Source organism: Xanthomonas sp. NCPPB 1325, assembly GCF_041477645.2.
GTDB classification, from domain to species: Bacteria; Pseudomonadota; Gammaproteobacteria; order Xanthomonadales; family Xanthomonadaceae; genus Xanthomonas; species Xanthomonas cannabis.
Map to the genome: position 1 here is coordinate 1 of NZ_CM192985.1, position 24,047 is coordinate 24,047.

Below are 24,047 nucleotides of genomic sequence, written 5' to 3' on the forward strand. Positions count from 1 at the left end.
ATGGATGCTTGGCCCCGCTGTCTGGAACGTCTCGAAGCCGAATTCCCGCCCGAGGATGTCCACACCTGGTTGAAACCCCTGCAAGCCGAAGACCGCGGCGACAGCATCGTGCTGTACGCCCCGAATGCCTTCATCGTCGACCAGGTGCGCGAACGGTACCTGCCGCGCATTCGCGAACTGCTGGCCTACTTCGCCGGCAATGGCGAGGTGGCGCTGGCGGTGGGTTCGCGCCCGCGTGCGCCCGAGCCGGCTCCCGCACCGGTAGCCGCGCCCAGTGCGCCGAGCGTTGCGCCGATGGTGCCGTTTGCCGGCAACCTGGATTCGCACTACACCTTCGCCAACTTCGTGGAGGGTCGCAGCAACCAGCTTGGCCTGGCGGCGGCGATCCAGGCGGCGCAGAAACCCGGCGACCGTGCGCACAACCCATTGCTGCTGTACGGCAGCACCGGCCTGGGCAAGACCCATCTGATGTTTGCCGCCGGCAACGCGCTGCGTGAAGCCAACCCGGGCGCCAAGGTGATGTACCTGCGCTCGGAACAGTTCTTCAGCGCGATGATCCGCGCACTGCAGGACAAGGCGATGGACCAGTTCAAGCGCCAGTTCCAGCAGATCGATGCACTGCTGATCGACGACATCCAGTTCTTCGCCGGCAAGGACCGCACGCAGGAAGAGTTCTTCCACACCTTCAACGCGCTGTTCGACGGTCGCCAGCAGATCATCCTGACCTGCGACCGCTACCCGCGCGAAGTCGAGGGTCTTGAGCCGCGGCTGAAGTCGCGCCTGGCCTGGGGCCTGTCGGTGGCGATCGATCCGCCGGATTTCGAGACCCGCGCGGCCATCGTGCTGGCCAAGGCACGCGAGCGCGGCGCCGACATTCCCGACGACGTGGCGTTCCTGATCGCCAAGAAGATGCGCTCGAACGTGCGCGACCTGGAAGGCGCACTCAACACCCTGGTGGCACGCGCCAATTTCACCGGCCGCTCGATCACGGTGGAGTTCGCCCAGGAAACGCTGCGCGACCTGCTGCGTGCCCAGCAGCAGGCCATCGGCATTCCCAACATCCAGAAGACCGTGGCGGACTACTACGGCCTGCAGATGAAGGACCTGCTCTCCAAGCGCCGCACGCGGTCGCTGGCGCGCCCGCGTCAGGTCGCCATGGCGCTGGCCAAGGAACTCACCGAACACAGCTTGCCGGAGATCGGCGATGCGTTTGCCGGCCGTGACCACACCACCGTGCTGCATGCCTGCCGGCAGATCCGCACCTTGATGGAGGCCGACGGCAAGCTCCGCGAGGACTGGGAAAAGCTGATTCGCAAGCTCAGCGAATGAGGCACTGACGCCGATCGCGGTCCACGTGGAAAAAAGCGTGGATGAGTTGGGGTCAAATGCGGGAGAATCTGTGGATAACGTTGCCCTGCAATCCGGGCGGAAAACTATCCACAGGTTTTCCCACCAGACCAGGGGCATTAGTCCAACGGCTTTCGGGTGCTGAAATTCCTTTGGGAACAAAGAGTTATGGTGGTTATCCGCTGAAAACGGCCCTACCATCACCACCAAGCTTTTGATTTATCCATTATTTTTTAAAGCATAGGGGCACGGAACCACATGCGTTTTACACTGCAGCGCGAAGCTTTCCTCAAGCCGTTGGCCCAGGTCGTCAACGTGGTCGAACGCCGCCAGACCTTGCCGGTTCTTGCCAACCTGCTGGTGCAGGTCAAGGACGGGCAGGTCTCGCTGACCGGCACGGACCTGGAAGTGGAAATGATCTCGCGCACGATGGTGGAAGATGCGCAGGATGGTGAAACCACGATCCCGGCGCGCAAGCTGTTCGATATCCTGCGTGCCCTGCCCGACGGCAGCCGCGTCACCATCTCGCAGACTGGCGACAAGGTCACAGTGCAGGCCGGGCGCAGCCGCTTCACCCTGGCGACGCTGCCGGCCAACGATTTCCCGTCTGTTGACGAAGTCGAAGCTACCGAGCGCGTGGGCGTGCCGGAGGCAGCGCTGAAAGAGCTGATCGAGCGCACGGCGTTTGCGATGGCGCAGCAGGACGTGCGGTATTATCTCAACGGCTTGCTGTTCGACCTGCGCGAAGGGCTGTTGCGATGCGTGGCCACCGATGGCCATCGCCTGGCGCTGTGCGAGACCGAGCTGGAAAAGGCCGGCGGTGCCAAGCGTCAGATCATCGTGCCGCGCAAGGGCGTGACCGAGCTGCTGCGCCTGCTGGAGGCAGCAGACCGTGAGGTCGAGCTGGAAGTCGGCCGTAGCCATATCCGCGTCAAGCGCGGGGATGTCACCTTCACCTCGAAATTGATCGACGGCCGCTTCCCTGACTACGAGGCAGTGATCCCGATCGGTGCCGACCGCGAGGTCAAGGTCGATCGTGAGGCCCTGCGTGCGTCGCTGCAGCGTGCGGCAATTCTGTCCAATGAGAAATACCGTGGCGTCCGCGTCGAGGTATCGCCGGGGCAGCTGAAGATCAGCGCGCACAACCCCGAGCAGGAAGAGGCGCAGGAAGAGATCGAGGCGGATACCAAAGTGGATGACCTGGCGATCGGCTTCAACGTCAACTATCTGCTCGACGCGCTTTCAGCGCTGCGCGATGAGCACGTTGTCATCCAGTTGCGTGATGCAAATTCCTCAGCTTTGGTGCGCGAAGCCAGCAGCGAGAAGTCCCGTCACGTCGTGATGCCGCTGCGTCTCTGAATTAGCGTTCCACGTGGAACACAAATGCCCGGCGAAAGCCGGGCTTTTTTATGCCCGAGTGCGGACAACGCGAAATGCCGTAGTGCTATGGCTAAAAGCCGCCATGCGGGGATCTAGGTAGCTACAATTCCACGGTCATGCCTGGGAGTAGTAGCTCTGGGCATGCGCGTCTCCCGACAGTCGCCTGGTCCACGCAGACAGCGCAGGTTAGTTGAGTACATCAGCTTCTACGGGCAGAGCCGCGCTCTTGAGGTGCCAGCTTTTGCCGCCGAACCCGCTGGTCACAGGCCTACTCCCAACAGGTGCCTTCACTCCAAGCATCACGTGCCAGGTATCGGGTATGCGCCGATGACAGAGAGCCCGAGTGATGCGCATAGCAGGGGAAGCCTTGTCCCTCCGGCTGCTCCAGCGACGGCGGGTTTGCAATCCGTCTGTCCCGCACCGTTGGCGCAGTCCTCAAGCGAGGGATTACCGCCCGCTGCGTCTGCTAGTCAGAAGGGCGTGACTGGTCCAGCCAGAGCAGACTCATCTCGAATCGTGTTTTGGCAGAACCGGTCGCGCTGTCGGGGAGCTATGAACAATCCAAGGAGCATAAACCTGTTCATATTTCCGCGAACCGCTCGGGAGGATTGGAGCCTTCTTCCGGCGCAAGGAAGTCCTCGATTTAGTTATGCACACCCTGCTCTGCTTTTAAATCTATAAATAACTTAAGAGCTTTGTGGTGATGGTAGGGCCAGATTTCGCCGAAAAGTATACCAACCACTTGTTTCTAAACGAATTTATGGGGTCGAAACCCTGTGGTTTAACCGGTTTTTGGTGATGTGTAACCTGTGGACAAGGGCCAGCGGACCGGTCGCTGTCGTTTTTGTCCCCAAGTTATCCCCAGGCAGTCCTCAACGATCGATCCCCTGTCGCCGCGCGGACGTCGGGTCAATCACGTATCCTGCGCACAGACCGGACGCTCCGGATCACAGCCCGGAGCACACTCAGCGATGCACGTAGTGCGATTGTCCATCCATCGACTGCGTCGGTTCGAGACGGTCGAGCTGCACCCTGCCAGCGCGCTGAACCTGTTGACCGGTGACAACGGCGCCGGCAAGACCAGCGTGCTCGAAGCGCTGCACCTGATGGCCTATGGGCGCAGTTTCCGCGGGCGGGTGCGAGACGGCCTGATCCGCCAAGGCTGCAACGATCTGGAAGTCTTTGTGGAGTGGCGCGAGCGCAACGGCGAAGCGTCCGAACGCACCCGCCGCGCAGGTCTGCGACACAGTGGGCAGGAGTGGACCGGGCGGCTCGACGGCGAGGATGTCGCCCAACTGGGTTCGTTGTGTGCAGCGCTGGCGGTCGTCACCTTCGAGCCGGGTAGCCACGTTCTGATCAGCGGCGGTGGCGAACCGCGCCGGCGCTTCCTCGATTGGGGTTTGTTCCACGTGGAACCAGACTTCCTGGCGCTGTGGCGTCGCTACGCCCGGGCGTTGAAGCAGCGCAACGCGTTGCTGAAGCAGGGCGCGCAGCCACGACTGCTGGACGCTTGGGATCATGAACTCGCCGAGTCGGGTGAAACGCTCACGTCCAGACGCCTGCGCTACCTCGAGCGCCTGCAGGACCGCTTGATTCCCGTGGCCGCTGCCATCGCCCCGTCGCTGGGCCTGTCTGCCCTGACTTTTGCACCCGGATGGCGACGTCACGAGGTCTCCCTCGCAGACGCATTGTTGTTGGCACGCGAGCGGGACCGCCAGAATGGCTACACCTCGCAAGGTCCGCACCGCGCCGACTGGGCGCCCAGCTTCGAGGCGCTGCCCGGCAAGGACACCTTGTCGCGCGGCCAGGCAAAATTGACCGCCTTGGCGTGCCTGCTGGCCCAGGCAGAAGATTTTGCCCATGAACGTGGCGAGTGGCCGGTCATTGCATTGGATGACCTGGGCTCAGAGCTCGATCGGCGCCACCAGGCGAGCGTGCTGCAGCGCCTGGCGGCCGCGCCGGCGCAGGTGATGATCACCGCCACAGAAGTACCGCCAGGCCTCGCCAGCACAGGCGACCTGCTCACGTTGTTCCACGTGGAACACGGAGCTGTTTCCCGCCAACCGGCGTCAGGCTAAGACCACGGCCGACGCGGGCCGACTGGTATAATTTGCCCCGCTATCCCCCTTTTTCCACGGTGCGAAGCGGCTCGGTGCCGCTGGCGCCCGTGTTGTGGAGCCAACGGCACGCGCATGACCGACGAACAAAACATCCCGACGACACCCAACGGCACCTACGACTCCAGCAAGATCACCGTGCTGCGAGGCCTGGAAGCCGTCCGCAAGCGGCCCGGCATGTACATCGGCGACGTCCATGACGGCACCGGCCTGCACCACATGGTGTTCGAGGTGGTGGACAACTCGGTCGACGAAGCGCTCGCCGGCCATGCCGACGACATCGTGGTGAAGATTCTTGTCGATGGCTCGGTCTCGGTGTCCGACAACGGGCGCGGCGTCCCGGTCGACATTCACAAGGAAGAGGGCGTTTCCGCAGCCGAGGTCATCCTGACCGTGCTGCACGCCGGCGGAAAGTTCGACGACAACAGCTACAAGGTGTCCGGCGGCCTGCACGGCGTGGGCGTCTCGGTGGTCAATGCGCTGTCCGAGCATCTGTGGCTGGACATCTGGCGCGACGGCTTTCACTACCAGCAGGAATATTCGCTGGGCGAGCCGCAGTACCCGCTCAAGCAGCTGGAAGCCTCCACCAAGCGCGGCACCACCCTGCGCTTCAAGCCGGCGGTCGAGATCTTCAGCGATGTCGAATTCCATTACGACATCCTGGCCCGACGCCTGCGCGAGCTTTCCTTCCTCAACTCCGGCGTCAAGATCACCCTGATCGACGAACGTGGCGAAGGCCGGCGCGATGACTTCCATTACGAGGGCGGCATTCGCAGCTTCGTGGAGCATCTGGCCCAGCTCAAGACCCCGCTGCACCCGAACGTGATTTCGGTGACCGGCGAGCACAACGGCATCGTGGTGGACGTGGCCCTGCAATGGACCGACGCCTACCAGGAGACGATGTACTGCTTCACCAACAACATTCCGCAGAAGGATGGCGGCACGCACCTGGCCGGCTTCCGCGGCGCCCTCACCCGCGTGCTCAGCACCTACATCGAGCAGAACGGTATCGCCAAGCAGGCCAAGGTCTCGCTGACCGGCGACGACATGCGCGAAGGCATGATCGCGGTGCTGTCGGTCAAGGTGCCCGACCCCAGCTTTTCCTCGCAGACCAAGGAGAAGCTGGTCAGCTCGGACGTGCGCCCGGCGGTGGAAAACGCCTTCGGAGCGCGGCTGCAGGAGTTCCTGCAGGAGAACCCGAACGAAGCCAAGGCCATCACCGGCAAGATCGTCGATGCCGCGCGCGCGCGCGAGGCCGCCCGCAAGGCGCGTGACCTGACCCGCCGCAAGGGCGCGCTGGACATCGCCGGCCTGCCCGGCAAGCTGGCCGACTGCCAGGAAAAGGACCCGGCACTGTCGGAGCTGTTCATCGTCGAGGGTGACTCGGCCGGTGGTTCGGCCAAGCAGGGCCGCAACCGCAAGAACCAGGCGGTGCTGCCGTTGCGCGGCAAGATCCTCAACGTCGAACGCGCGCGCTTCGACCGCATGCTGGCGTCCGACCAGGTCGGCACGCTGATCACCGCGCTGGGAACCGGTATCGGCCGCGACGAGTACAACCCGGACAAGCTGCGCTACCACCGCATCATCCTGATGACCGACGCCGACGTGGACGGCTCGCACATCCGCACCCTGCTGCTAACGTTCTTCTACCGGCAGATGCCGGAGCTGATCGAGCGCGGCTACATCTACATCGGCCTGCCGCCGCTGTACAAGCTCAAGCAGGGCAAGAGCGAGCTGTACCTGAAGGACGACGCGGCGCTCAATGCCTACCTGGCCAGCAATGCGGTCGAAGGCGCGGCGTTGATTCCGGCGACCGACGAGCCGCCGATTACCGGCGAGGCGCTGGAAAAACTGCTGATGCTGTTCACCAGCGCCCATGAAGCGATTGCCCGTAACGCGCATCGCTACGACCCGGCGCTGCTTACCGCCCTGATCGATCTGCCGCCACTGGATGTGGAGAAGCTGCAGGCCGAAGGCGACCAGCATCCCACCCTGGATGCGCTGCAGGCCGTGCTCAACCGCGGCACGCTGGGCACTGCCCGTTACCAGTTGCGTTTCGATCCGGCCACCGAGAACGCCCCGGCAACGCTGGTGGCTGTCCGTCGCCACATGGGTGAGGAATTCACCCAGGTGCTGCCGATGGGCGCGTTCGAAAGCGGCGAACTGCGTCCATTGCGTGAAGTCTCGCTGGCCCTGCACGACCTGGTGCGCGAAGGCGCCCAGATCGTGCGCGGCAACAAGAGCCACCCGATCACCAGCTTCGCACAGGCACACGCCTGGCTGCTGGACGAAGCAAAGAAGGGCCGCCAGGTGCAGCGCTTCAAGGGCCTGGGCGAAATGAACGCCGAGCAGCTGTGGGAAACCACGGTCAATCCCGATACGCGCCGTCTGTTGCAGGTGCGCATCGAGGACGCAGTGGCCGCCGACCAGATCTTCAGCACCCTGATGGGCGATGTGGTGGAGCCGCGCCGCGATTTCATCGAAGACAACGCGCTGAAGGTGTCCAACCTGGATATCTGAGCCGCCTGCGTACCGGCACAGCGTCACGGCGCTGTGCCGGCGACCCGGCAGTCGCAGGATGATGATGAGCACAGCCCTCCCCCCTCCTCCGGCAGCGCGCCGTGCTGCCGGCCGGCCGCCCTTGCTGTCCGTGCTGACCGGCTTCGGGATCGACGTGTTGATCGCCGTTGGCCTGTTGCTGACTCTGAGCGTGGCAGGTTTTGCGGTCTGGGGCGCCATCCGTGGTATCGGCTACGTGCAGGCGGCCAAGGCGCAGGGCCTGTCGCCCTCTTCGGCCGAGGTGATGGCGGCAGTCGGTCAGCCGGGAGTGGTGGTGCAGTTGCTCACTGCATTGGTCAGCACCGCGACGCCCGCTGTCCTGCTGTATTTCTGGCGCCGCCGTGCCACCGCCGGTGAACAGGCCGCCTCGCGCGCCGCCGTGCGCCGTTCGTCCACCTGGGGCTGGACAGCGTTGATTGCCGCAAGCGTGTTCCTGCTCAGCAATCTGGTCAGCGTCGCTGCCTCGGCACTGGGGATCAAACCGGTGCCGACCAATCTGCCGCTGATGGAAGAAGCCATCAAGCAGTGGCCGCTGGCCCTGGCGCTGTTTGCGGTGGTGATCGCTCCGGCCTACGAGGAACTGCTGTTCCGTCGCGTCTTGTTCGGCCGCCTGCTGGCCGCTGGCCGCCCCTGGTTGGGGATCGTACTCAGCGGCGCACTGTTCGCCCTGGTGCACGAAGTGCCCGGCATCAGCGGAAACGGCCCGGCGGCCATCGCCCAACTCTGGCTGGTCTACGGCAGCATGGGGGCCGCCTTTGCCTGGCTGTATTGGCGCACCGGTACGCTGTGGGCGCCCATCGCCGCACACGGCATCAACAACGCCACCGCGCTGGCCGCGTTGTATTTTTTCGGCATCGGGTAGTACGGACGGGCACGGCCAGGTCCTTGTCATGCGGGTAGACCGCATAGCGGTTTGCGCATACCCCTGCCCTCCGCATGTGCCAGCGGAGCCGAACCAGGCACGATTCGCTGCGTTTTCCTGGTCGTTCCGGGCCGCTTGACGAAAAGTTAAGACGAGCCTGCCAAAATGTCCCCAGGGTTCTAGGGGGATAGAATGAAAGCCAGGCTGTTGATCGTTGTTGCCGTCCTTGCACTGACGGCGTGTGCCACCACAACTTCGCCGACCGGCCGCCGACAGGTGGTGGGGGGTGTATCGCAACAGCAGCTCGACCAGCTTGGCGCGCAGTCGTTCGCGCAGACCAAGGCAAAGGAAAAAGTCAGCACCGACGGCAAGCAGAACGCCTACGTGCAATGCGTGGTCAATGCGCTGGTGGCGCAGTTGCCGCCGCAGTGGCGCGAAACCCGCTGGGAAACCGCACTGTTCGTCGATGACGAGCCCAACGCCTTCGCCCTGCCCGGCGGCAAGGTCGGCGTAAACACCGGCATCTTCACCGTCGCCAAGACCCAGGACCAGCTCGCGGCCGTGCTTGGGCACGAGATCGGGCACGTGATTTCGCGCCACCACGAAGAACGCATCACCCGCCAGCTGGGCGCCCAGACCGGTCTGGGCATCATCGGCGCGCTCGCCGGGGCCGCCTATGGCGACGGCGCGGCCAGCGCGGTCAATCAGGTTGGCGGTATGACCGCCCAGACAGTGTTCCTGCTGCCCGGCTCGCGCACGCAGGAAAGCGAGGCCGATGTGGTCGGGCAGCGCCTGATGGCCCAGGCCGGCTTCGACCCGGCCCAGGCGGTGACCCTGTGGCAGAACATGATGGCCGCCAGCGGCAATCGTCAACCGCAATGGCTTTCGACCCATCCGGACCCAACCAACCGCATCCGCGAGCTCCAGGCCGACGTCAACCAGCTCGAACCGGTGTATCAGCAGGCCAAGCAGAACGGGCGCGTGCCGCGCTGTGGCTAGAGTGACTAACGGCAACTGCTCGGCCCTTGTTGACTCGTGCAGGCACTGACCTGGCATCAACGCGCCGCCCACTACACTGCGGCCGCGGGAGCAGCGAGCGGTCACTTGCTGTTAGCAGTGCTAAGACTTTTTCTCGTAACTCCCGATTGCCGCACCACAACATGGAAACCGTTTTCGGGAACTGGGACTTTCTGCTAAGTTTGCCGGCTCAGATTTTCCGTACAGCGTCCATTCCGCTTTTCGCACCGCCCAACGGCGGCTCGTCCGAGGTGAAACATGAAACTGCTCAACCGCAAGCAAGCCCTGTTGTCCCTGTTCATCGCAGCGTCCCTGGGCGGGGCTGTCGTCACCGATGCGGTCGCGCAGTCGGACCGCTCGTCCGAGCGTGCCGCGCGTAAGTCCAAGGGCAGCGGCAAGGCCGAAGAGCTGTACCCGCAGTCGACCCGTCAGGCGCCGACCATCAAGCCTTCGTCCAAGTTGAGCAGCAAGCTGCAGAAGCTGATCGAAACCTTCAACAAGGGCGAAGACTATCCGGGCGTGCGCACCCAGGCCGACGAGATCCTGGCCAACAGCGCCGCCAACGAGGCCGATAAGGCGCTGGCTGCGCAGCTCGCCGCGCAGGCCGCCTACAACCTGGACGACACCGCGGCCGCCAAGACCTACCTGCAGCAGGCAATCGGCCTGAACGCGCTGGACAATAACGGCCAGTTCCAGTCGATGCTGATGCTGGCGCAGCTGCAGATGCAGGACGACCAGCAGGCCGAAGGCCTGGCCACGCTGGACAAGTATCTGGACGAGAGCAAGTCGCAGCGTCCGGAAGACCTGATTCTCAAGGGCCAGGCGCTGTACCAGGCAGAGCGCTATAAGGAAGCGATTCCGGTGCTCAAGCAGGCCATCGCCGCCTCGCCCGAGCCGAAGGACACCTGGAACCAGCTGCTGATGGCGTCCTACGCCGAAGCCGGCCAGACCGGCGAAGCCGTCGCTGCCGCCGAGGCGCTTGCCGCCAAGACACCCAACGACAAGAAGGCCCAGCTCAATCTGGCCAGCATGTATATGCAGGCCGACCAGATGGACAAGGCCGCAGGCGTGATGGACAAGCTGCGCGCTTCCGGGCAGTTGACCGAAGAGAAGGAATACAAGCAGTTGTATTCGATCTACGCCAACACCGAGAACAAGGAAAAAGACGTCATCGCGGTGATCAATGAAGGTATGCAAAAAGGCATCCTCAAGCCTGATTATCAGACATACCTTGCGCTGGCCCAGTCCTATTACTACAGCGAGGACGTGCCGAAGGCGATCGAGAACTGGCAAAAGGCCGCACCGCTTTCCAAGGATGGCGAGACCTATCTGAATCTGGCCAAGGTGCTGCATTCGGAAGGTCGCATCCCGGAGGCCAAGCAGGCCGCACAGCAGGCGATCGCCAAGGGCGTTAAAAAACCAGAAGACGCGAAGAAGATCATCAACCTGAAGTAAAAAAGAAAATAAACCCCCGAAATCCCTGTGTTTTTAGTGGTTACAGGACTCGGGATTGGTATAAGCTTGGGAGTTCCTGCGGTGTCAAAGCCGTCCGAAAACCTGGGGATCATCACAGTGATCCGGGCCCCCACTGAAAGAGCCATTGGCGCATGACGGAACAACTCGTTATCCACAGGCATGACTATGATGCCGGGAACCAGGGTCTGAGCTGGGCCCGCATTATCGGTATTGCTTTTGTAATTGCCCTGCACCTCACTGCACTGATGATGTTGCTGATCCCTGCAGTGGCGCCGAAGGCTCCGGCAGAGAAGGAGCGCACCACCATGGTCACCCTGGTGGATGCACCGCCTCCTCCCCCGCCGCCGCCGCCGCCGCCGCCGCCGGAAGACAAGCCGCCACCGCCGGTCAAGAATCTGTCGCCGCCGAAGCCGTCACCGGTTCCGCCGCCGCCGGAAGCTCCGGTGGTCGACGTTCCCGAACCGCGTCCGAGCGATATCGTTACGCCGCCGAGCCCGCCGGCTCCGCCGCAACCGCCGAGTGACATCGGCGCCAGTGTCGATATCTCGTCCAAGAACATGAACCCGCCGAAGTACCCACCGGCTGCATTCCGTGCCGGCGTCCAAGGTGAGGTCATCCTGATCGTGGATGTGGATGCCAGCGGCAACGTGACCAACGTGTCGGTCGAAAAGTCCAGCCGCAACCGCGACCTTGACCGTGCCGCGATGGACGCAGCACGCAAGTGGAAGTTCAACGCCTCCACTGTCAACGGGCAGAAAGCCGCCGGACGTGTCCGCGTCCCGGTCAACTTTGCTCTGAACTGATCCCACGGGCCGGTCACGGCCGGCCCAGGATCCTGTCTTCCTTTCGCTCCACCCTTCATCACCACACACAACAAAGGTAAGCGTCATGCTGCAGGAATTCTTTATCGCCGCCGCTGCAGGGGGCTCCAATCCGTCGGCCGCTCTGTCGCAGATGGGCTTCGAGCACTTGATCACCGAAATGACCTCCAGCCCCGGCGACTTCGCCGTGTCGTGGGTCGTGTTGATCACCCTGATCGCCATGTCCGCCGCTTCCTGGTACTGGACTGTCATCAACATCTTCCGCGCCACCCGCCTGAAGAGCGCGGCTGACCGCGTCACCACCGCGTTCTGGGATGCCCCGAATGCACAGGACGCCATCCGTGCGATGGAAGAACAGCCGGCTTCCGAGCCGTTCTCGAAGATCGCACTGGACGCAGCCCAGGCTGCTGCCCACCACCAGCGCGCCGAAGGCAGCACCGGTGGCCTGGGCGAGAGCCTGAGCCGTTCGGAGTTCGTCGACCGCGCCCTGCGTCAGGCCGTGACCCGCGAAAGCACCAAGCTGCAGTCGGGCATGACCCTGCTGGCCACCGTCGGTGCGACCGCGCCGTTCGTCGGTCTGCTCGGTACCGTGTGGGGCATTTACGGCGCGCTGATCAAGATCGGTGCAACCGGTTCGGCCTCCATCGACGCCGTGGCCGGCCCGGTGGGTGAAGCGCTGATCATGACCGCGATCGGTCTGTTCGTCGCCATCCCGGCCGTGTTCGCGTTCAACTTCTTCTCCAAGGTCAACAGCTCGGTGATCGCCAAGTTCGACACCTTTGCCCATGACCTGCACGACTTCTTTGCCACCGGTTCGCGCGTTCGCTAATCCGGTTGTAAAGAACGCCTTCGCAACGATTTAGACGGAGCCCGTTATGGCCTTCAGTAGTGGAAACAGCGGCGGCCCGATGGCCGACATCAATGTGACGCCCCTCGTGGACGTGATGTTGGTGCTGCTGATCATCTTCATCATTACGGCACCGCTGATGTCCCACAAGGTCAAGGTGGAGCTGCCAGAGGCCAACTTGATCCAGAAGGAAGATGCGGAGAAACGCCCCGCGCCGATCACCCTGGCCGTCAAGGAAGACGGGTCGCTGTACTGGAACGACGAGCCGATCTCCAAGGAAGCCCTGGAGTCGCGCCTGTCCACCGCCGCACAGCAGACCCCGCAACCGCCGCTCAACCTGCGCGGCGACCGCACGACCAAGATGCGTACGATCAACGAGATCACCAAGATCGCGCAGGGTCAGGGCATGCTGGACGTCGGTTTCGTTGCAACCAAAGTGAAGGGGCAGTAAGCCATGGCATTTAGTACTGGTGGAAGCCGTGGGCCGATGGCCGACATCAACGTCACGCCCCTGGTGGACGTGATGCTGGTGCTGCTGATCATCTTCATCGTGACCGCGCCGATCATGACGTATCCGATCGCCGTGGATCTGCCGCAGCGGGTTCTGAACCCGCCACCGCAGACGACCGAACCGCCGCCGCCGATCGAGCTGCGTATCGATGCCAGCAACCAGGTGTTCTGGAATAACAGCCCGACGCCGGTGGATCAGCTGCAGCAGAAGATGGAAGAAGTGGTGCAGGCCGATCCGACCAATCAGCCGGAACTGCGCATCGATGCAAATCAGGATGCGGAGTACGAGGTGATGGCGAAGGTGCTGGCCGCTGCGAAGAACTCGCAGATGAAGAAAATCGGCTTCATGCAGCAGTAAACGCATCTGCAAGACCGCAACACAACAGTCATGACGCGACTGCAACGCCACCGGAAACGGTGGCGTTTTTTTTATGCCTGCTGCGTGACTCGACGTGCTTGCCGCCCATCCGGCAGATTGCTCACTGATCGATCCGGGCGAGGATCGAACGCCGGCATCACCCGGCCAAACTCAGGCGCTAGCGCGGGCGGTATCCAGTAGCCCGACGTAGGCGCGCACGGTCGCATCCAATCCTTGATACAGCGCTTCGCTGATCAGGGCGTGGCCGATGGACACTTCCAGCACGCCCGGGACAGCGGCGAGAAAATCGCCAAGGTTGGCTTGCGACAAGTCATGCCCGGCATTGATGCCCAGCCCGGCGGCGCTGGCGCGCTGCGCGGCACCGGCGAACAGTGCGAGCGCTGCATCCGCCTGCCCGCCCGCATGCGCGTACGCGTACGGGCCGGTATACAACTCGATGCGGTCTGCACCGAGCATGGCGGCGCGTGCGATGTCCGGGTTGCCCGCGTCGACGAACAGGCTGACGCGGCTACCGAGATCCTTGAACGCGGCGATCAACGCGGCAAGTTGGGTGGTGTCCTGCGCGAAATCGAAGCCATGGTCGGAGGTCAGCTGCCCGTCGCCATCGGGCACCAGCGTGACCTGTTGCGGACGCGTGGCACGGCACAGTTCCAGCAGCCCCGGATAGCCGGTGCGCGGAGGGGCGAACGGGTTGCCTTCGATATTGAATTCCACGCCGTGCTCGCGCGTGAGTGCGCTCAACGCCAGGACATCGTCGGAGCGGATGTGGCGTTGATCTGGGCGTGGATGCACGGTAATGCCGTGTGCGCCGGCTCCCAGGCAGGTGCGGGCGGCCTGCACTACGTCCGGGTCGGTGCCGCCGCGCGAATTGCGCAGCACCGCGATCTTGTTGACGTTGACGCTGAGCTGGGTGGTCACGGTCGTGCGCTCAGGCCTGCGGCTCGCCATCGCGGGCGGCGGCCAGTGCCGCAGCCTTGCGGGCCTCGGCCACCTCGCGCAGCCGGCGCAGTTCGGCCGGGTCGATCATGCTGCTGGTGTCGCGCTGGGTGTCGTCCATGCGCGAGGCGAACCAGCCACGTGTCCACGACAGCAACAGCACCAGTGCCACCAACAGCGACACCACCAGCAACCACACGTGCGGCGTGCTGAACGCCAGCACCAGCGCACCTAGTGCCATGAGCAGAAACAGCCAGTGCATGACGAGCTCCCCGATGAGTGGCGGCAGTGTAGCGCTGCGCCCGGTTCGGTTCCACGTGAGCCGGGGCGTTTCAGAGCAGTGGCGACAGCAGCCGCGCAAAGGCTTCGGGCAGGCGCGAACGCAGCAGCGGGCGGTGGCGCGCAAAGCGCACCTCCTGGGCATGTTGCAGGTCGGTGCCGATCAGGCCGGCCAGCTCGGCGGCCACTGCCTGGTCGCGGAACAGCATCGACAGTTCGAAGTTGAGGCGGAAGCTGCGGCTGTCGAAATTGGCGCTGCCGACGATGCTGACATCGTCGTCGGCCAGCAGTGCCTTGGTGTGCAGCATGCGCGGGCCGTACTCGTAGATGCGCACGCCGGCTTCGAGCAGCTCATCGAAATACGAGCGCGCCGCATAGGTCACCAGGCGCGAGTCGCTGACCCGCGGCACCAGCAGGCGCACATCCAGACCGCCCAGCGCAGCCGAGGTCAGCGCCATGCGCGCGGCTTCGCCCGGAACGAAGTACGGCGTCACCAGCCAGACCCGATGCCTGGCCTCGTGGATGGCGGCGACCATCAGCCGGTGGATGGATTCCCAGGAGGAATCCGGGCCGGACACCAGCACCTGCGCATCGACCGTGCCCTGGGCGCGCGTGGGCATGTCCTCCGGCCACAACTGCTGGCCCTGGAAGGCGGCGCGCCCCTGCCGGGTGGCATAGAGCCAGTCTTCCAGAAACACCAGTTGCAGGCTGCGCACCACGTGGCCCTGCAGCCGCACATGCAGGTCGCGATAGGCATCGCCGCGCACCTGCTCGTTCTCTTCGTCGGTGACATTGATGCCGCCGGTGAAACCGACCCGGCCATCGATGACGATCACCTTGCGATGGGTGCGCAGATTCAGCCACGGCCGTTTGAACGGCTTGAGAAATTGCGAGGGATGGAACCAGGCGGTTTCCACGCCGGCCTCGCGCAGGGTGCGCAGCGCCCGGCGCGTCATGGCCGACGAGCCGATCGCATCCAGCAGCAGGCGGACCTTGACCCCGGCGCGTGCACGCTCCATCAGCGCAGCGCAGATCGCGGTGCCGCTGTGGTCGGGCTGGAAGATGTAGTACTCCAGGTGGATGTGGTCGCGGGCGCTGCGGATCGCCTCGATGATGGCGGCATAGGTGGCCGCGCCATCCACCAGCCAGTGCACTTCGGTGGCGCTGCTTGGCGCAAGCCCGGTGGTGGACTGGGCGATCTTGGCCAGCTCGGTGCAGTCGGCATCCGGCGGGCAGACGCTGCTGTAGCTTTCCATGCCCGAGCGCGAGCGGCCGCGACGCAGGCGTTGCCGCTTCACCTTCTGCGGGCCGAGCCAGTAATAGATCAGCAGCCCCAGGTACGGCAGCGCAGCCAGCGACAATACCCAGCTTAGCGTGGCCACCGGCTCACGCTTTTGCAGCACGATCCAGCCGGCGATCCACAGCAGGTAGAGCACGTAGGCGGCGAGGAGGAGCGCTTCGAGGTGGGGAATGGTGGCCAGCCAATCCCACGCGCCCTGGACCAGTGCGAGCATGTGCGGATTCTACGGGGCGTACGCGGCGCTGCGCTGACCGCGGCGGCAACGCATCGCGCAGGCGACGGTCTGAAAGCTTCATCGTGTTGAACGCCCGGTCGCGGCGGATGAGACACGACCGCCCTACGATGACGCGATGGCAAGCGCAATCAAGGGCCGCGGTGCGACCGGCCACCTGCCCGGACGGTTCGAGGTCACCACACCGCAGGCCGTGGACGACGGCTGGCACGTGGACGACAGCGAAGAGTTCGCTGCCGGTGTGTTGCGCACGCAGGTCACCGAGGAAACCGCGCGCAGCATCATCAGCCGCAACCAGTCGCCGGACATCGGGTTCTCGCAATCGGTCAATCCGTATCGAGGGTGCGAGCACGGCTGCAGTTACTGCTTTGCGCGACCCTCGCACGCGTACCTCAACCTGTCGCCCGGGCTGGATTTCGAGACCAGGCTGTTCGCCAAGACCAACGCGCCGGATCTGCTGCGGCGCGAGTTGTCGCGACCGAGTTATGTGCCCAGCCCGATCGCGCTGGGCATCAACACCGATGCCTACCAGCCGATCGAACGCAAACGCGCGTTGACGCGCCGGTTGATCGAGGTGCTGTGGGAGACGCGGCATCCGTTCACGCTGATCACCAAGAACGCATTGGTCACCCGCGACCTGGACCTGCTGGCCCCGTTGGCGCGCGAGAACCTGGTCAACGTGCATTTTTCCGTGACCACGCTGGACCCGCATCTGTCGGCCAAGCTCGAACCGCGTGCGTCCGCGCCGCATGCACGTCTGCGTGCGATGCGCACGTTGCACGAGGCGGGCGTGCCGGTGGGAGTGATGGCAGCGCCGGTGATCCCGTGGATCAACGATCATGAGCTGGAAGCGATTCTGCAGGCCGCTGCCGAGGCCGGCGCCAGCAGTGCCGGCTACGTGCTGCTGCGGCTGCCACACGAAGTGGCGCCGTTGTTTCGCGACTGGCTGCAGACCCATCACCCGCAGCGCGCGGCGCATGTGATGAGCACCATCCAGCAGCTGCGCGGCGGCAAGGACTACGACAGCAGCTTCGGCACCCGCCTGCGTGGGCAGGGCGTGTATGCGGACCTGCTGGCGCGCCGTTTTGCGCTGGCCCACCGCCGCGCCGGCTTCGATACGCGTGAGATGCCGGCGCTGGACTGCAGCGCCTTCCGCCGCCCCGCTCCACCGGCCAAGCCGGTGCCGCAATCGCCGCAAGGCAGTCTGTTCTAGGGGGCGGGGAATCGGGATTGGGGAATCGAGAATCGGAACAGCAAGAGCGGCGCTGCTGCGAACTGCCGTTGCCGTTGCGATTCCCTACTCCCGATTCCCTATTCCCCGCCGTACAAGGCCCCCGCCGACTGGAACAGGATCCAGCTGGTGGCGATGAACTTGTCGCCGCCGACCGGGCGGTTGCCGCGGTGGGTATGGGTAAAGGCGGTGGGAGCGATCAACAGGCTGCCGGTGCGCGGGCGCGCCTTGCGTTGCTGGAACAGAAATTCGGTTTCGCCCTGCTCGAATTCGTCGTTGAGGTACAGCGTCCACAGCAGGTGCCGGTGCAATGTGTCGGCACTGGCATCGCGTGGATACAGCTCGCAATGCCAGTACGGGTAGCCGCCCTGATCGGCGGCATACCACTGCAGATTGATCGCACCCGGACGCAGGCAGGTGCGTGCCAGGTCGCCCAGTGCCTGGTCGCTCATTTGGGCGATGTCTTCAGCCACTAATCGATGCGGGGTGCCGTCGGCGGTGGTGACCTGCAGCATCAACGGCGAGATCAAGGCCTGTGGATAGTGCCGCAGATAGCTCAGCACCCCGTCGAAGACCGCCTGTTGAAGGCGCGCTTCGACGTCTGCCCATTCGGCGATGCCGCTGATGCGCAGGTCGCGGCTGTGCTTGAGGTCTGGAAACACGCCGCCACCGATGCGCCCGGGATGCAGCTGCTGGCTGTCGCGCATGCGGTGCACGATGGCCGCGCAATCGGCGCGCGAGACGGCGTTGTCGGTGACCTGGATGAAGTCGGGTTGGCTCATGCGCACGACCATAGCAATCTGCAGCACCCCTGCACAGCGCGCCTGTCCCCCCCTGCGCTCCCGCTACGTGTGTCGCTTTGCATTCGTGGACGAGTGACACCGGCGCACGGCCTGGCGCCGCGTATGCGCGCATCGCGACAAAAAACCCCGCCGAAGCGGGGTTTTTCAGCATCCAACGCGGGTTGCGACGATCAGAACTTGTAGTTGACCGATGCAGCCAGGATGTTGCCCTGCACATCATAGGTACCGGCCAGACGGTCGCCGGTGGCGCTGACCGTGTCGCTGGTTGGGTCGCTGACGAACAGGTGGGTGTAGCCGAAGTTGTACTCGGCCTGTTGCGACGGACGCCAGCTCAGACCCACCGACAGCCACTTGCGGCTGTTGTCGGGTACGCGCACGTCGCGGTGCTCGGCAGTGGTCGGGGTCTGGTCGAACGCCACGCCGCCACGCAGGGTCAGCGTCTCGCTCATGCGGTAATCGGCACCGATCGAGGCAAAGGTGGTGTCGCGGTACGAGAAGTCCAGCACGGTGTTGGGCTGGTTGGAGGCGAAGTCCAGCGTCACCTGGTCGAACTTGCTCCAGGCGGTGCGGGTGACGTCGGCCATGATCGACCACTGCTCATTCACGTTGTGCGTGAAGCTGGCGGTGGCGCTGGCCGGCAGCTTGACGGTGGCGCGGCCACTGGTGTCGATGAAGGTGCCTGGGGCGGCACGTGCGAACACGGCCGACGCATTCGGCGGGATGGTGAAGTCGACATCCGCGCCGGTGATCTTGTGCTCTACCTGCGAGCGGTAGCTGAAACCGAGGTGGGTGTCCTCGTCGATGCTGAACAGGCCACCGAGGGTGAAGCCCACTTCGGTGCTGTGGCCCTTCATCTTCAGCGAGCCGTCGGCGTTGCCCGGTGCAAAGCCCGGAACGCGCGAACGCGCCAGGATCGAGCCGGCATCCACTGCGTTGCCCAGTTCGATATCCAGGCGCTCGGCGAACACCGACGCACCGAAGGACACGTACGGGTTAACGTCGTAGGAGAACGCCACGTTGAAGTCGATTGCCTGCAGCTCGGTCTTGGTGCCGTGGTAGCGGCCGACCCAGTCACGGTCGTAGTCGGTCTTGAAGCCGAACGGCACGGTAAGCGAAGTGCCCAGGTGCATGTTGTCGTTCTCGCCGAACGGCACGTGGAAGTACATCGCCGGGACCGGCGCGATCATGCCGGCGTCGCCGCCGTTGCCGCCGGACACCGGGGCGCCGTTGGCGTAGGTGGCGGTGTCGGGCTGGAACTTGGCCGAGAACTGGATGGCGCTGACGTCGGCCTGGAACAGGCGGCCGTCGAGCTGGCGCATGCCGGCCGGGTTGTTGACGATGATCGAGGCATCGTCCGGGGCGCTGCCCGAGCCTGCAAACGCGCGGCCCAGGCCCTTGGCGCTGTTTTCCTTCAGCTGAAATGCGGCGCCGTGCGCCTGGCCAACGGCCAGCACACCGGCAATCCCAACGGCCAGCAGGGTGGCGCGGCTAAGAGTGGAAGCGGTAGACATAAGTTGTAGCTCTCCGGATAAGGACTGCAATGGTCGGTTCAGCGCCCGCGCCCAGCACCAATCCAGTGCCTGGAGCGCGCCGGAGACCCCCCCCCGACATACGACGCCGTACGCAGTATACCCACGACGATTAACCGAACAATAACGACCGGCACGCTGAACGCGCCGGTGGGTTAGGGCTGGGTTCAGGACGGTGGACCGGCTATTGTGCGTCTCCGATGTTCGTCTCCCTCCCCTCCCGCAAGAAACCCACCCCACGCTGGGCGGTGCCTCTGCTGTTCGCCGCGGTATGGCTGGCCTATCTGTGGTCGATCAGCCGCCCCGGCGAGGCGCGCAATACGCTGTGGCTGGACTGGGGCGCATTGTCCAGTGGCGTCTCCAACTTGGGTGACTGGTGGGCGACCCTGCGCGACGGCAGCGTGCTGCGGTTGTTCACGGCGCTGTTCCTGCATGCGGACTGGTCGCATCTGCTCGGCAACCTGGTGTTCCTGTTGATCTTCGGGCTGCCGGCCGAGCGCATCCTGGGGCCGTGGCGATTGCTGCTGCTGTTCCTGCTCGGCGGGGCCGCATCCAACCTGGCGGCGATCTTTGCGATCGGCACGCCGGACCGGGTGATCATCGGCGCCTCAGGCGCAGTGTCGGCGCTGATCGGCACCTACCTGGCGCTGTTTCCCGGCGCCAAGCTCGGCGTGGTGCTGCCGCTGGGCGTGTTCCTGGAATTCATCCGCGTGCCGGCACCGCTGTTGATCGGGGCGTGGGCGCTGCTGCAGGTGGTGTTTGCCTACATCGGCCCGGCCTTCGGCATGGTGGCGTGGTCGGCGCACATCGCCGGCTTCGTGTTCGGCATCGTCTACGGCTTGTACGTGCGCGCGGCGATCGCACGGCGCCTGCGCAAGCGCCACGGGTTCTAGCGCAACGCGCACATAGGTGCGTGTCGGCGCGCTCAGCGCACGGTTGCCGACCACCTGGCGCTGCATGCACTGCAATGGCGCGCCTATAATCGGGCGCATGTCCAAGCCCCTGTACAAAGTCACCTTCCTCAATCACGGCAAGGTGTACGAGCTCTACGCGCGTGAGGTCACCGGCAGCCATCTGTGGGGCTTCAACCAGATCGGCGAGCTGGTGTTCGACGTGCACGACGGGCTGGTGGTGGACCCCACCGAAGAACGCCTGCGCGAAGAGTTCGGCAACACCAAGACGCTGCACCTGCCGATGCAGAGCATCGTGCGGATCGAAGAAGTGGAGAAGAAGGGCCAGTCGGTGATCCGCGACGCGGCCACCGGCGACAAGGTGGTCACTCCGTTCCCGCTGCCGGGCAAACCGCGCTGATGCGCATTCTGGTGCCCGACGACTATCAGGGCGCCGTGTGCCAACTGCCCTGCCTGCAGCGGATGCAGGGCCATGACGTGCAGGTGCTGGGGGCGCTGGCCACCGATCCCGACGAGCGCGCCGAGCAACTGGCCGACGCCGATGTGCTGGTGTTGATCCGCGAGCGCACGCGGGTGGATGCAGCGCTGCTGCAACGGCTGCCGCGATTGAAGCTGATCAGCCAGACCGGGCGCGTGGGCGCGCACGTGGATGTGGCTGCATGCACGCAGATTGGCGTCGCGGTGGCCGAAGGTGTCGGCTCGCCGGTGGCGCCGGCCGAGCTGACCTGGGCCTTGATCCTTGCGGCCAGCCGCCGATTGGGCGAGTACCAGCGTGCCCTGCATCAGGGCCGCTGGCAGGCGCTGGGCGACCCTGGCTTGGGCCGTGTGCTGCACGGCCGCACCCTTGGTCTCTGGAGTTACGGCCGCATCGGCCAACGCGTGGCCGGGTTCGGACGCGCATTCGGCATGCAGGTGCTGGTGTGGGGCGGCGATGCGTCCTGCGCGCAGGCTGCGCGCGACGGCTTTGCGATCGCGGGCAGCCGCCAGGAATTGTTTGAACGTAGCGATGTGCTGTCGCTGCATCGGCGCCTGACGGCGCAAACGCGTCACGACGTCACTGCGCAGGATCTGGCGCACATGCGTGGCGATGCGCTGCTGGTCAACACCAGCCGCGCCGAACTGATCGCCCCCGGCGCCTTGCTGGCCGCGCTGGATGCTGGCCGGCCCGGGCAGGCGGCGGTGGATGTGTTCGAGCACGAGCCGGTGCTCGATCCGCGCGATGCGCTGCTGCGACACCCGCGGGTGCTGGCCACCCCGCACCTGGGCTATGTGGAACGCGACAGCTACGCGCTGTATTTCGAAGCGGCATTCGACAACGTGCTGGCGTTTGCGGCCGGCACGCCGCGCAATCTGGTCAATCCGGACGCGCTGGCCATCGTGCGCTGATGCGGTTCATGCGTGGCGAGTGGGCTCACTTCGGCCGATGACACCGGTCCGATGCCACAGTCCGATGAGATCGGGCGGCGCAGACAGCGCAGCGGGTCTACGCGAACGTTGAGCGCGCATGACGTTGAGGCGGCGCCGTACCCATGCCGCTGGTCATCCGCGCACCATTGCGCACGCTACGAACCGGAGTGATCGCGCAAGTTGCGTGCATGTCCGGGCAGGTGACGAAGCATGAACACATGCGCATTGCAGATTCCAGGCGCGGGCGGGCATCAGCCGACCTGCGCTTGCACCAGCTCGCCGCTTACTTGGCCGGTTCGGCCGGAGCCGGCGTGTCTGCCGGCGGTACCGGGTCTGCGGAGGGAGCGGGCTTGGCTTTCTCGGCGGGTTCTGCCGGCTTGGCCTTGTCGGTCGCCGCCGGGCGCGGCGCTGCCGGCTTTGCCTCGGAAGCGGGCTTGGTCGCTGCCCTGGCCTTCTGGGCGGCCTGGGCCTTGGCCTTGCGGGCCGCTTGCGCCTTGGCCGCCGAACCGGGCTGCTTGAGTTCGGCCAGCGCCGCGGTGATCGGGCCGTCGCCCGGCAACACATCGCCGGCGCTGTAGCCTTCTTCGCCCTCGTCGTCGCCACGCAAATGGCCGGGCAAGGTGGCTTCGCTGTAGTCGGTCAGGCTGGCCGGCACATCGGCGTCGCCCGGCTGCGGTTCGGGGGTCAGGAGCACTTCCGGCACGATGCCGCTGGCCTGGATCGACTTGCCACTGGGCGTGTAATAACGCGCGGTGGTGAGCTTGACCGAATCGCCGTTATCCAGCGGCAGCACGGTCTGCACCGAGCCCTTGCCGAAGGTGCGGCTGCCGATGATGCGCGCGCGCTGGTTGTCGCGCAGCGCGCCGGCCAACACTTCCGAGGCGCTGGCCGAGCCGGCGTCCACCAGCACCACCACGGGTGCGCCGCCGAGCAGATCGCCCGGGGTGGCGTCGAACTTGGCATCGCTGATGGAGATCCGCCCGCGGGTGCTGACGATGTTGCCCTTGTCGAGCAGATCGTCGGCCACCTGCACCGCCGAGGTCAGCAGGCCGCCCGGGTTGCTGCGCAGGTCCAGCACCAGCCCGCGCAACTTGCCGCCGGCCTGCAGCTGCTTGAGGTTCTTCTGGAAATCGGCACCCGTATCGGCCTGGAAGGTGCTGATGCGGATGTAGCCATAGCCGGGCTCCAGCAGCTTGCTGCGCACGCTGGCCACGCGGATGGTCTGGCGCTGCAGGGTCACATCGAAGGGCTTGGGCGCCTTGTCGCGCACGATGGTCAGGGTGACCTTGCTGCCGGATTCGCCGCGCAGCGGCTCCATGGCCTTGCTGGCATCGATCGGCTTGCCGTCGATGGCCACGATGACATCGCCGGCGCGGATGCCGGCACGCGCGGCCGGGGTGTCATCGATCGGTGCGATCACCTTGAGCGTGTTGTCCTGCTGCTGCAGCAGCTCCACGCCGATACCGTCGTAGGCGCCGCTGGCCTGCTCGTCGAAGGCCTCGGCGTCTTCCTTGTCGAAGTAGGTGCTGTGCGGGTCCAGATCCGACAGCAGGCCACGCACGGCGGCGTGCATCAGCTTCTTGTCTTCGACCGGGTCCACGTAGGCCTGCTTGACCGCGTTGTACACCGCCACAAAGCGCCGGATCTCGTCCAGCGGCACCTTGGAAACGGCGGCTTCATTGGCTTCCGGGTCGTCCGCAGTGGCCTGGGCAGCGGCGGCGGGACGGGCGGTCTGCGCCCAACCAGGCGACGCGAACAAGGCCAGCGACAAGGCAACGGACAGGACGGCTACGCGCATGAAGCACTCCGACAAAGAAATAAGACGCCCCGCACGACGGAGCTGACCGGATTATGCGCGAAGCAGCGGTAAATCCACGTTGAATCGCGCGCCGGCCACGCCGGCAGTCGACAGCCGCCAGCGGGCAAGGCAGCGCAGCATCGGAGGACGTCGGCACCATCGTGGAGACCATCCGACTGGCGTGGCGAACCTGCATGCTGCCGACACGCCGACACGCCAGGAACGTTGCCCGCAACAGCAATGTGTCGGTAAGCGATGTCCCGGCGAACGCCTGGCCATCGTCGTGCGTCGCGTGCTGCTGCACGC

General features: G+C 64.9%; 21 protein-coding genes. 15 read left to right on the plus strand and 6 right to left on the minus strand.

Annotated elements, in window-relative coordinates; all coding sequences use genetic code 11:
• From dnaA to ACCQ10_RS00055, 11 genes are all read left to right on the plus strand, one after another.
• Positions 1-1,329, plus strand: coding sequence for a chromosomal replication initiator protein DnaA (gene dnaA / locus ACCQ10_RS00005; protein ID WP_039564809.1), 1,329 nt, complete (start codon positions 1-3; stop codon positions 1,327-1,329).
• Positions 1,330-1,605: 276 nt separating this feature from the next.
• On the plus strand, positions 1,606-2,706 hold the full coding sequence (dnaN, locus tag ACCQ10_RS00010) for a DNA polymerase III subunit beta (RefSeq protein ID WP_039564807.1): 1,101 nt from the start codon (positions 1,606-1,608) through the stop codon (positions 2,704-2,706).
• Between the two features lie 992 nt (positions 2,707-3,698).
• On the plus strand, positions 3,699-4,805 hold the full coding sequence (recF, locus tag ACCQ10_RS00015; RefSeq protein WP_372363190.1) for a DNA replication/repair protein RecF: 1,107 nt from the start codon (positions 3,699-3,701) through the stop codon (positions 4,803-4,805).
• A gap of 114 nt (positions 4,806-4,919) precedes the next feature.
• Positions 4,920-7,364, plus strand: a complete 2,445-nt coding sequence (gene gyrB, locus ACCQ10_RS00020; RefSeq protein WP_166752861.1) for a DNA topoisomerase (ATP-hydrolyzing) subunit B — start codon at positions 4,920-4,922, stop codon at positions 7,362-7,364.
• Positions 7,365-7,428: 64 nt separating this feature from the next.
• A complete protein-coding gene (locus ACCQ10_RS00025; RefSeq protein WP_372361780.1) occupies positions 7,429-8,265 on the plus strand; it encodes a CPBP family intramembrane glutamic endopeptidase in 837 nt (278 codons plus the stop codon).
• A gap of 192 nt (positions 8,266-8,457) precedes the next feature.
• Positions 8,458-9,264 carry a M48 family metallopeptidase gene (locus ACCQ10_RS00030; protein WP_039413838.1) on the plus strand — a complete coding sequence of 269 codons (807 nt, stop codon included), beginning with the start codon at positions 8,458-8,460 and terminating at the stop codon, positions 9,262-9,264.
• Between the two features lie 276 nt (positions 9,265-9,540).
• Entirely contained in the window at positions 9,541-10,737 is a 1,197-nt protein-coding gene (locus tag ACCQ10_RS00035) for a tetratricopeptide repeat protein (protein WP_039413841.1), read from the plus strand.
• A gap of 152 nt (positions 10,738-10,889) precedes the next feature.
• The gene (locus ACCQ10_RS00040; RefSeq protein ID WP_039518127.1) at positions 10,890-11,561 is read left to right on the plus strand and encodes an energy transducer TonB; all 672 of its coding nucleotides are present in this window, start codon (positions 10,890-10,892) and stop codon (positions 11,559-11,561) included.
• Positions 11,562-11,646: 85 nt separating this feature from the next.
• A complete protein-coding gene (gene exbB, locus ACCQ10_RS00045; protein WP_005912445.1) occupies positions 11,647-12,408 on the plus strand; it encodes a TonB-system energizer ExbB in 762 nt (253 codons plus the stop codon).
• Between the two features lie 46 nt (positions 12,409-12,454).
• Complete coding sequence (locus ACCQ10_RS00050) at positions 12,455-12,877, plus strand: ExbD/TolR family protein (RefSeq protein WP_104620803.1); 423 nt, start codon at positions 12,455-12,457, stop codon at positions 12,875-12,877.
• A gap of 3 nt (positions 12,878-12,880) precedes the next feature.
• The gene (locus tag ACCQ10_RS00055) at positions 12,881-13,294 is read left to right on the plus strand and encodes an ExbD/TolR family protein (protein WP_039411682.1); all 414 of its coding nucleotides are present in this window, start codon (positions 12,881-12,883) and stop codon (positions 13,292-13,294) included.
• Positions 13,295-13,465: 171 nt separating this feature from the next.
• On the opposite strand, the gene ACCQ10_RS00060 is transcribed toward ACCQ10_RS00055, so the two are convergent.
• The 3 genes from ACCQ10_RS00060 to cls form a co-directional block, all read right to left on the minus strand.
• Positions 13,466-14,233, minus strand: coding sequence for a pyridoxine 5'-phosphate synthase (locus ACCQ10_RS00060; RefSeq protein WP_372361781.1), 768 nt, complete (start codon positions 14,231-14,233; stop codon positions 13,466-13,468).
• A gap of 10 nt (positions 14,234-14,243) precedes the next feature.
• Positions 14,244-14,513, minus strand: coding sequence for a hypothetical protein (locus tag ACCQ10_RS00065; RefSeq protein WP_372361782.1), 270 nt, complete (start codon positions 14,511-14,513; stop codon positions 14,244-14,246).
• 70 nt (positions 14,514-14,583) lie between these two features.
• A complete protein-coding gene (gene cls / locus ACCQ10_RS00070; RefSeq protein ID WP_104580363.1) occupies positions 14,584-16,044 on the minus strand; it encodes a cardiolipin synthase in 1,461 nt (486 codons plus the stop codon).
• Between the two features lie 136 nt (positions 16,045-16,180).
• On the opposite strand from cls, the gene ACCQ10_RS00075 reads away from it, so the two are divergent.
• Positions 16,181-17,275 (plus strand): PA0069 family radical SAM protein, encoded by a 1,095-nt coding sequence (locus ACCQ10_RS00075; RefSeq protein WP_039564133.1) that lies wholly within the window; start codon positions 16,181-16,183, stop codon positions 17,273-17,275.
• A 98-nt stretch (positions 17,276-17,373) separates the two neighbouring features.
• On the opposite strand, the gene ACCQ10_RS00080 is transcribed toward ACCQ10_RS00075, so the two are convergent.
• On the minus strand, positions 17,374-18,075 hold the full coding sequence (locus tag ACCQ10_RS00080) for a 2OG-Fe(II) oxygenase (protein ID WP_039411715.1): 702 nt from the start codon (positions 18,073-18,075) through the stop codon (positions 17,374-17,376).
• A gap of 191 nt (positions 18,076-18,266) precedes the next feature.
• Positions 18,267-19,607 carry an outer membrane protein transport protein gene (locus ACCQ10_RS00085; protein ID WP_372361783.1) on the minus strand — a complete coding sequence of 447 codons (1,341 nt, stop codon included), beginning with the start codon at positions 19,605-19,607 and terminating at the stop codon, positions 18,267-18,269.
• A 218-nt stretch (positions 19,608-19,825) separates the two neighbouring features.
• On the opposite strand from ACCQ10_RS00085, the gene ACCQ10_RS00090 reads away from it, so the two are divergent.
• The 3 genes from ACCQ10_RS00090 to ACCQ10_RS00100 all read left to right on the plus strand — a co-directional run bounded on the left by ACCQ10_RS00090 (position 19,826) and on the right by ACCQ10_RS00100 (position 21,922).
• On the plus strand, positions 19,826-20,518 hold the full coding sequence (locus ACCQ10_RS00090; protein ID WP_039411667.1) for a rhomboid family intramembrane serine protease: 693 nt from the start codon (positions 19,826-19,828) through the stop codon (positions 20,516-20,518).
• Between the two features lie 97 nt (positions 20,519-20,615).
• On the plus strand, positions 20,616-20,936 hold the full coding sequence (locus ACCQ10_RS00095) for a DUF1820 family protein (RefSeq protein WP_047697057.1): 321 nt from the start codon (positions 20,616-20,618) through the stop codon (positions 20,934-20,936).
• Positions 20,936-21,922 carry a D-2-hydroxyacid dehydrogenase family protein gene (locus tag ACCQ10_RS00100; protein ID WP_372361784.1) on the plus strand — a complete coding sequence of 329 codons (987 nt, stop codon included), beginning with the start codon at positions 20,936-20,938 and terminating at the stop codon, positions 21,920-21,922. Before ACCQ10_RS00095 ends, ACCQ10_RS00100 begins: the two co-directional genes overlap by 1 nt.
• A gap of 304 nt (positions 21,923-22,226) precedes the next feature.
• On the opposite strand, the gene ACCQ10_RS00105 is transcribed toward ACCQ10_RS00100, so the two are convergent.
• The gene (locus ACCQ10_RS00105; protein ID WP_104580359.1) at positions 22,227-23,741 is read right to left on the minus strand and encodes a S41 family peptidase; all 1,515 of its coding nucleotides are present in this window, start codon (positions 23,739-23,741) and stop codon (positions 22,227-22,229) included.
• Between the last annotated feature and the right edge of the window lie 306 nt (positions 23,742-24,047).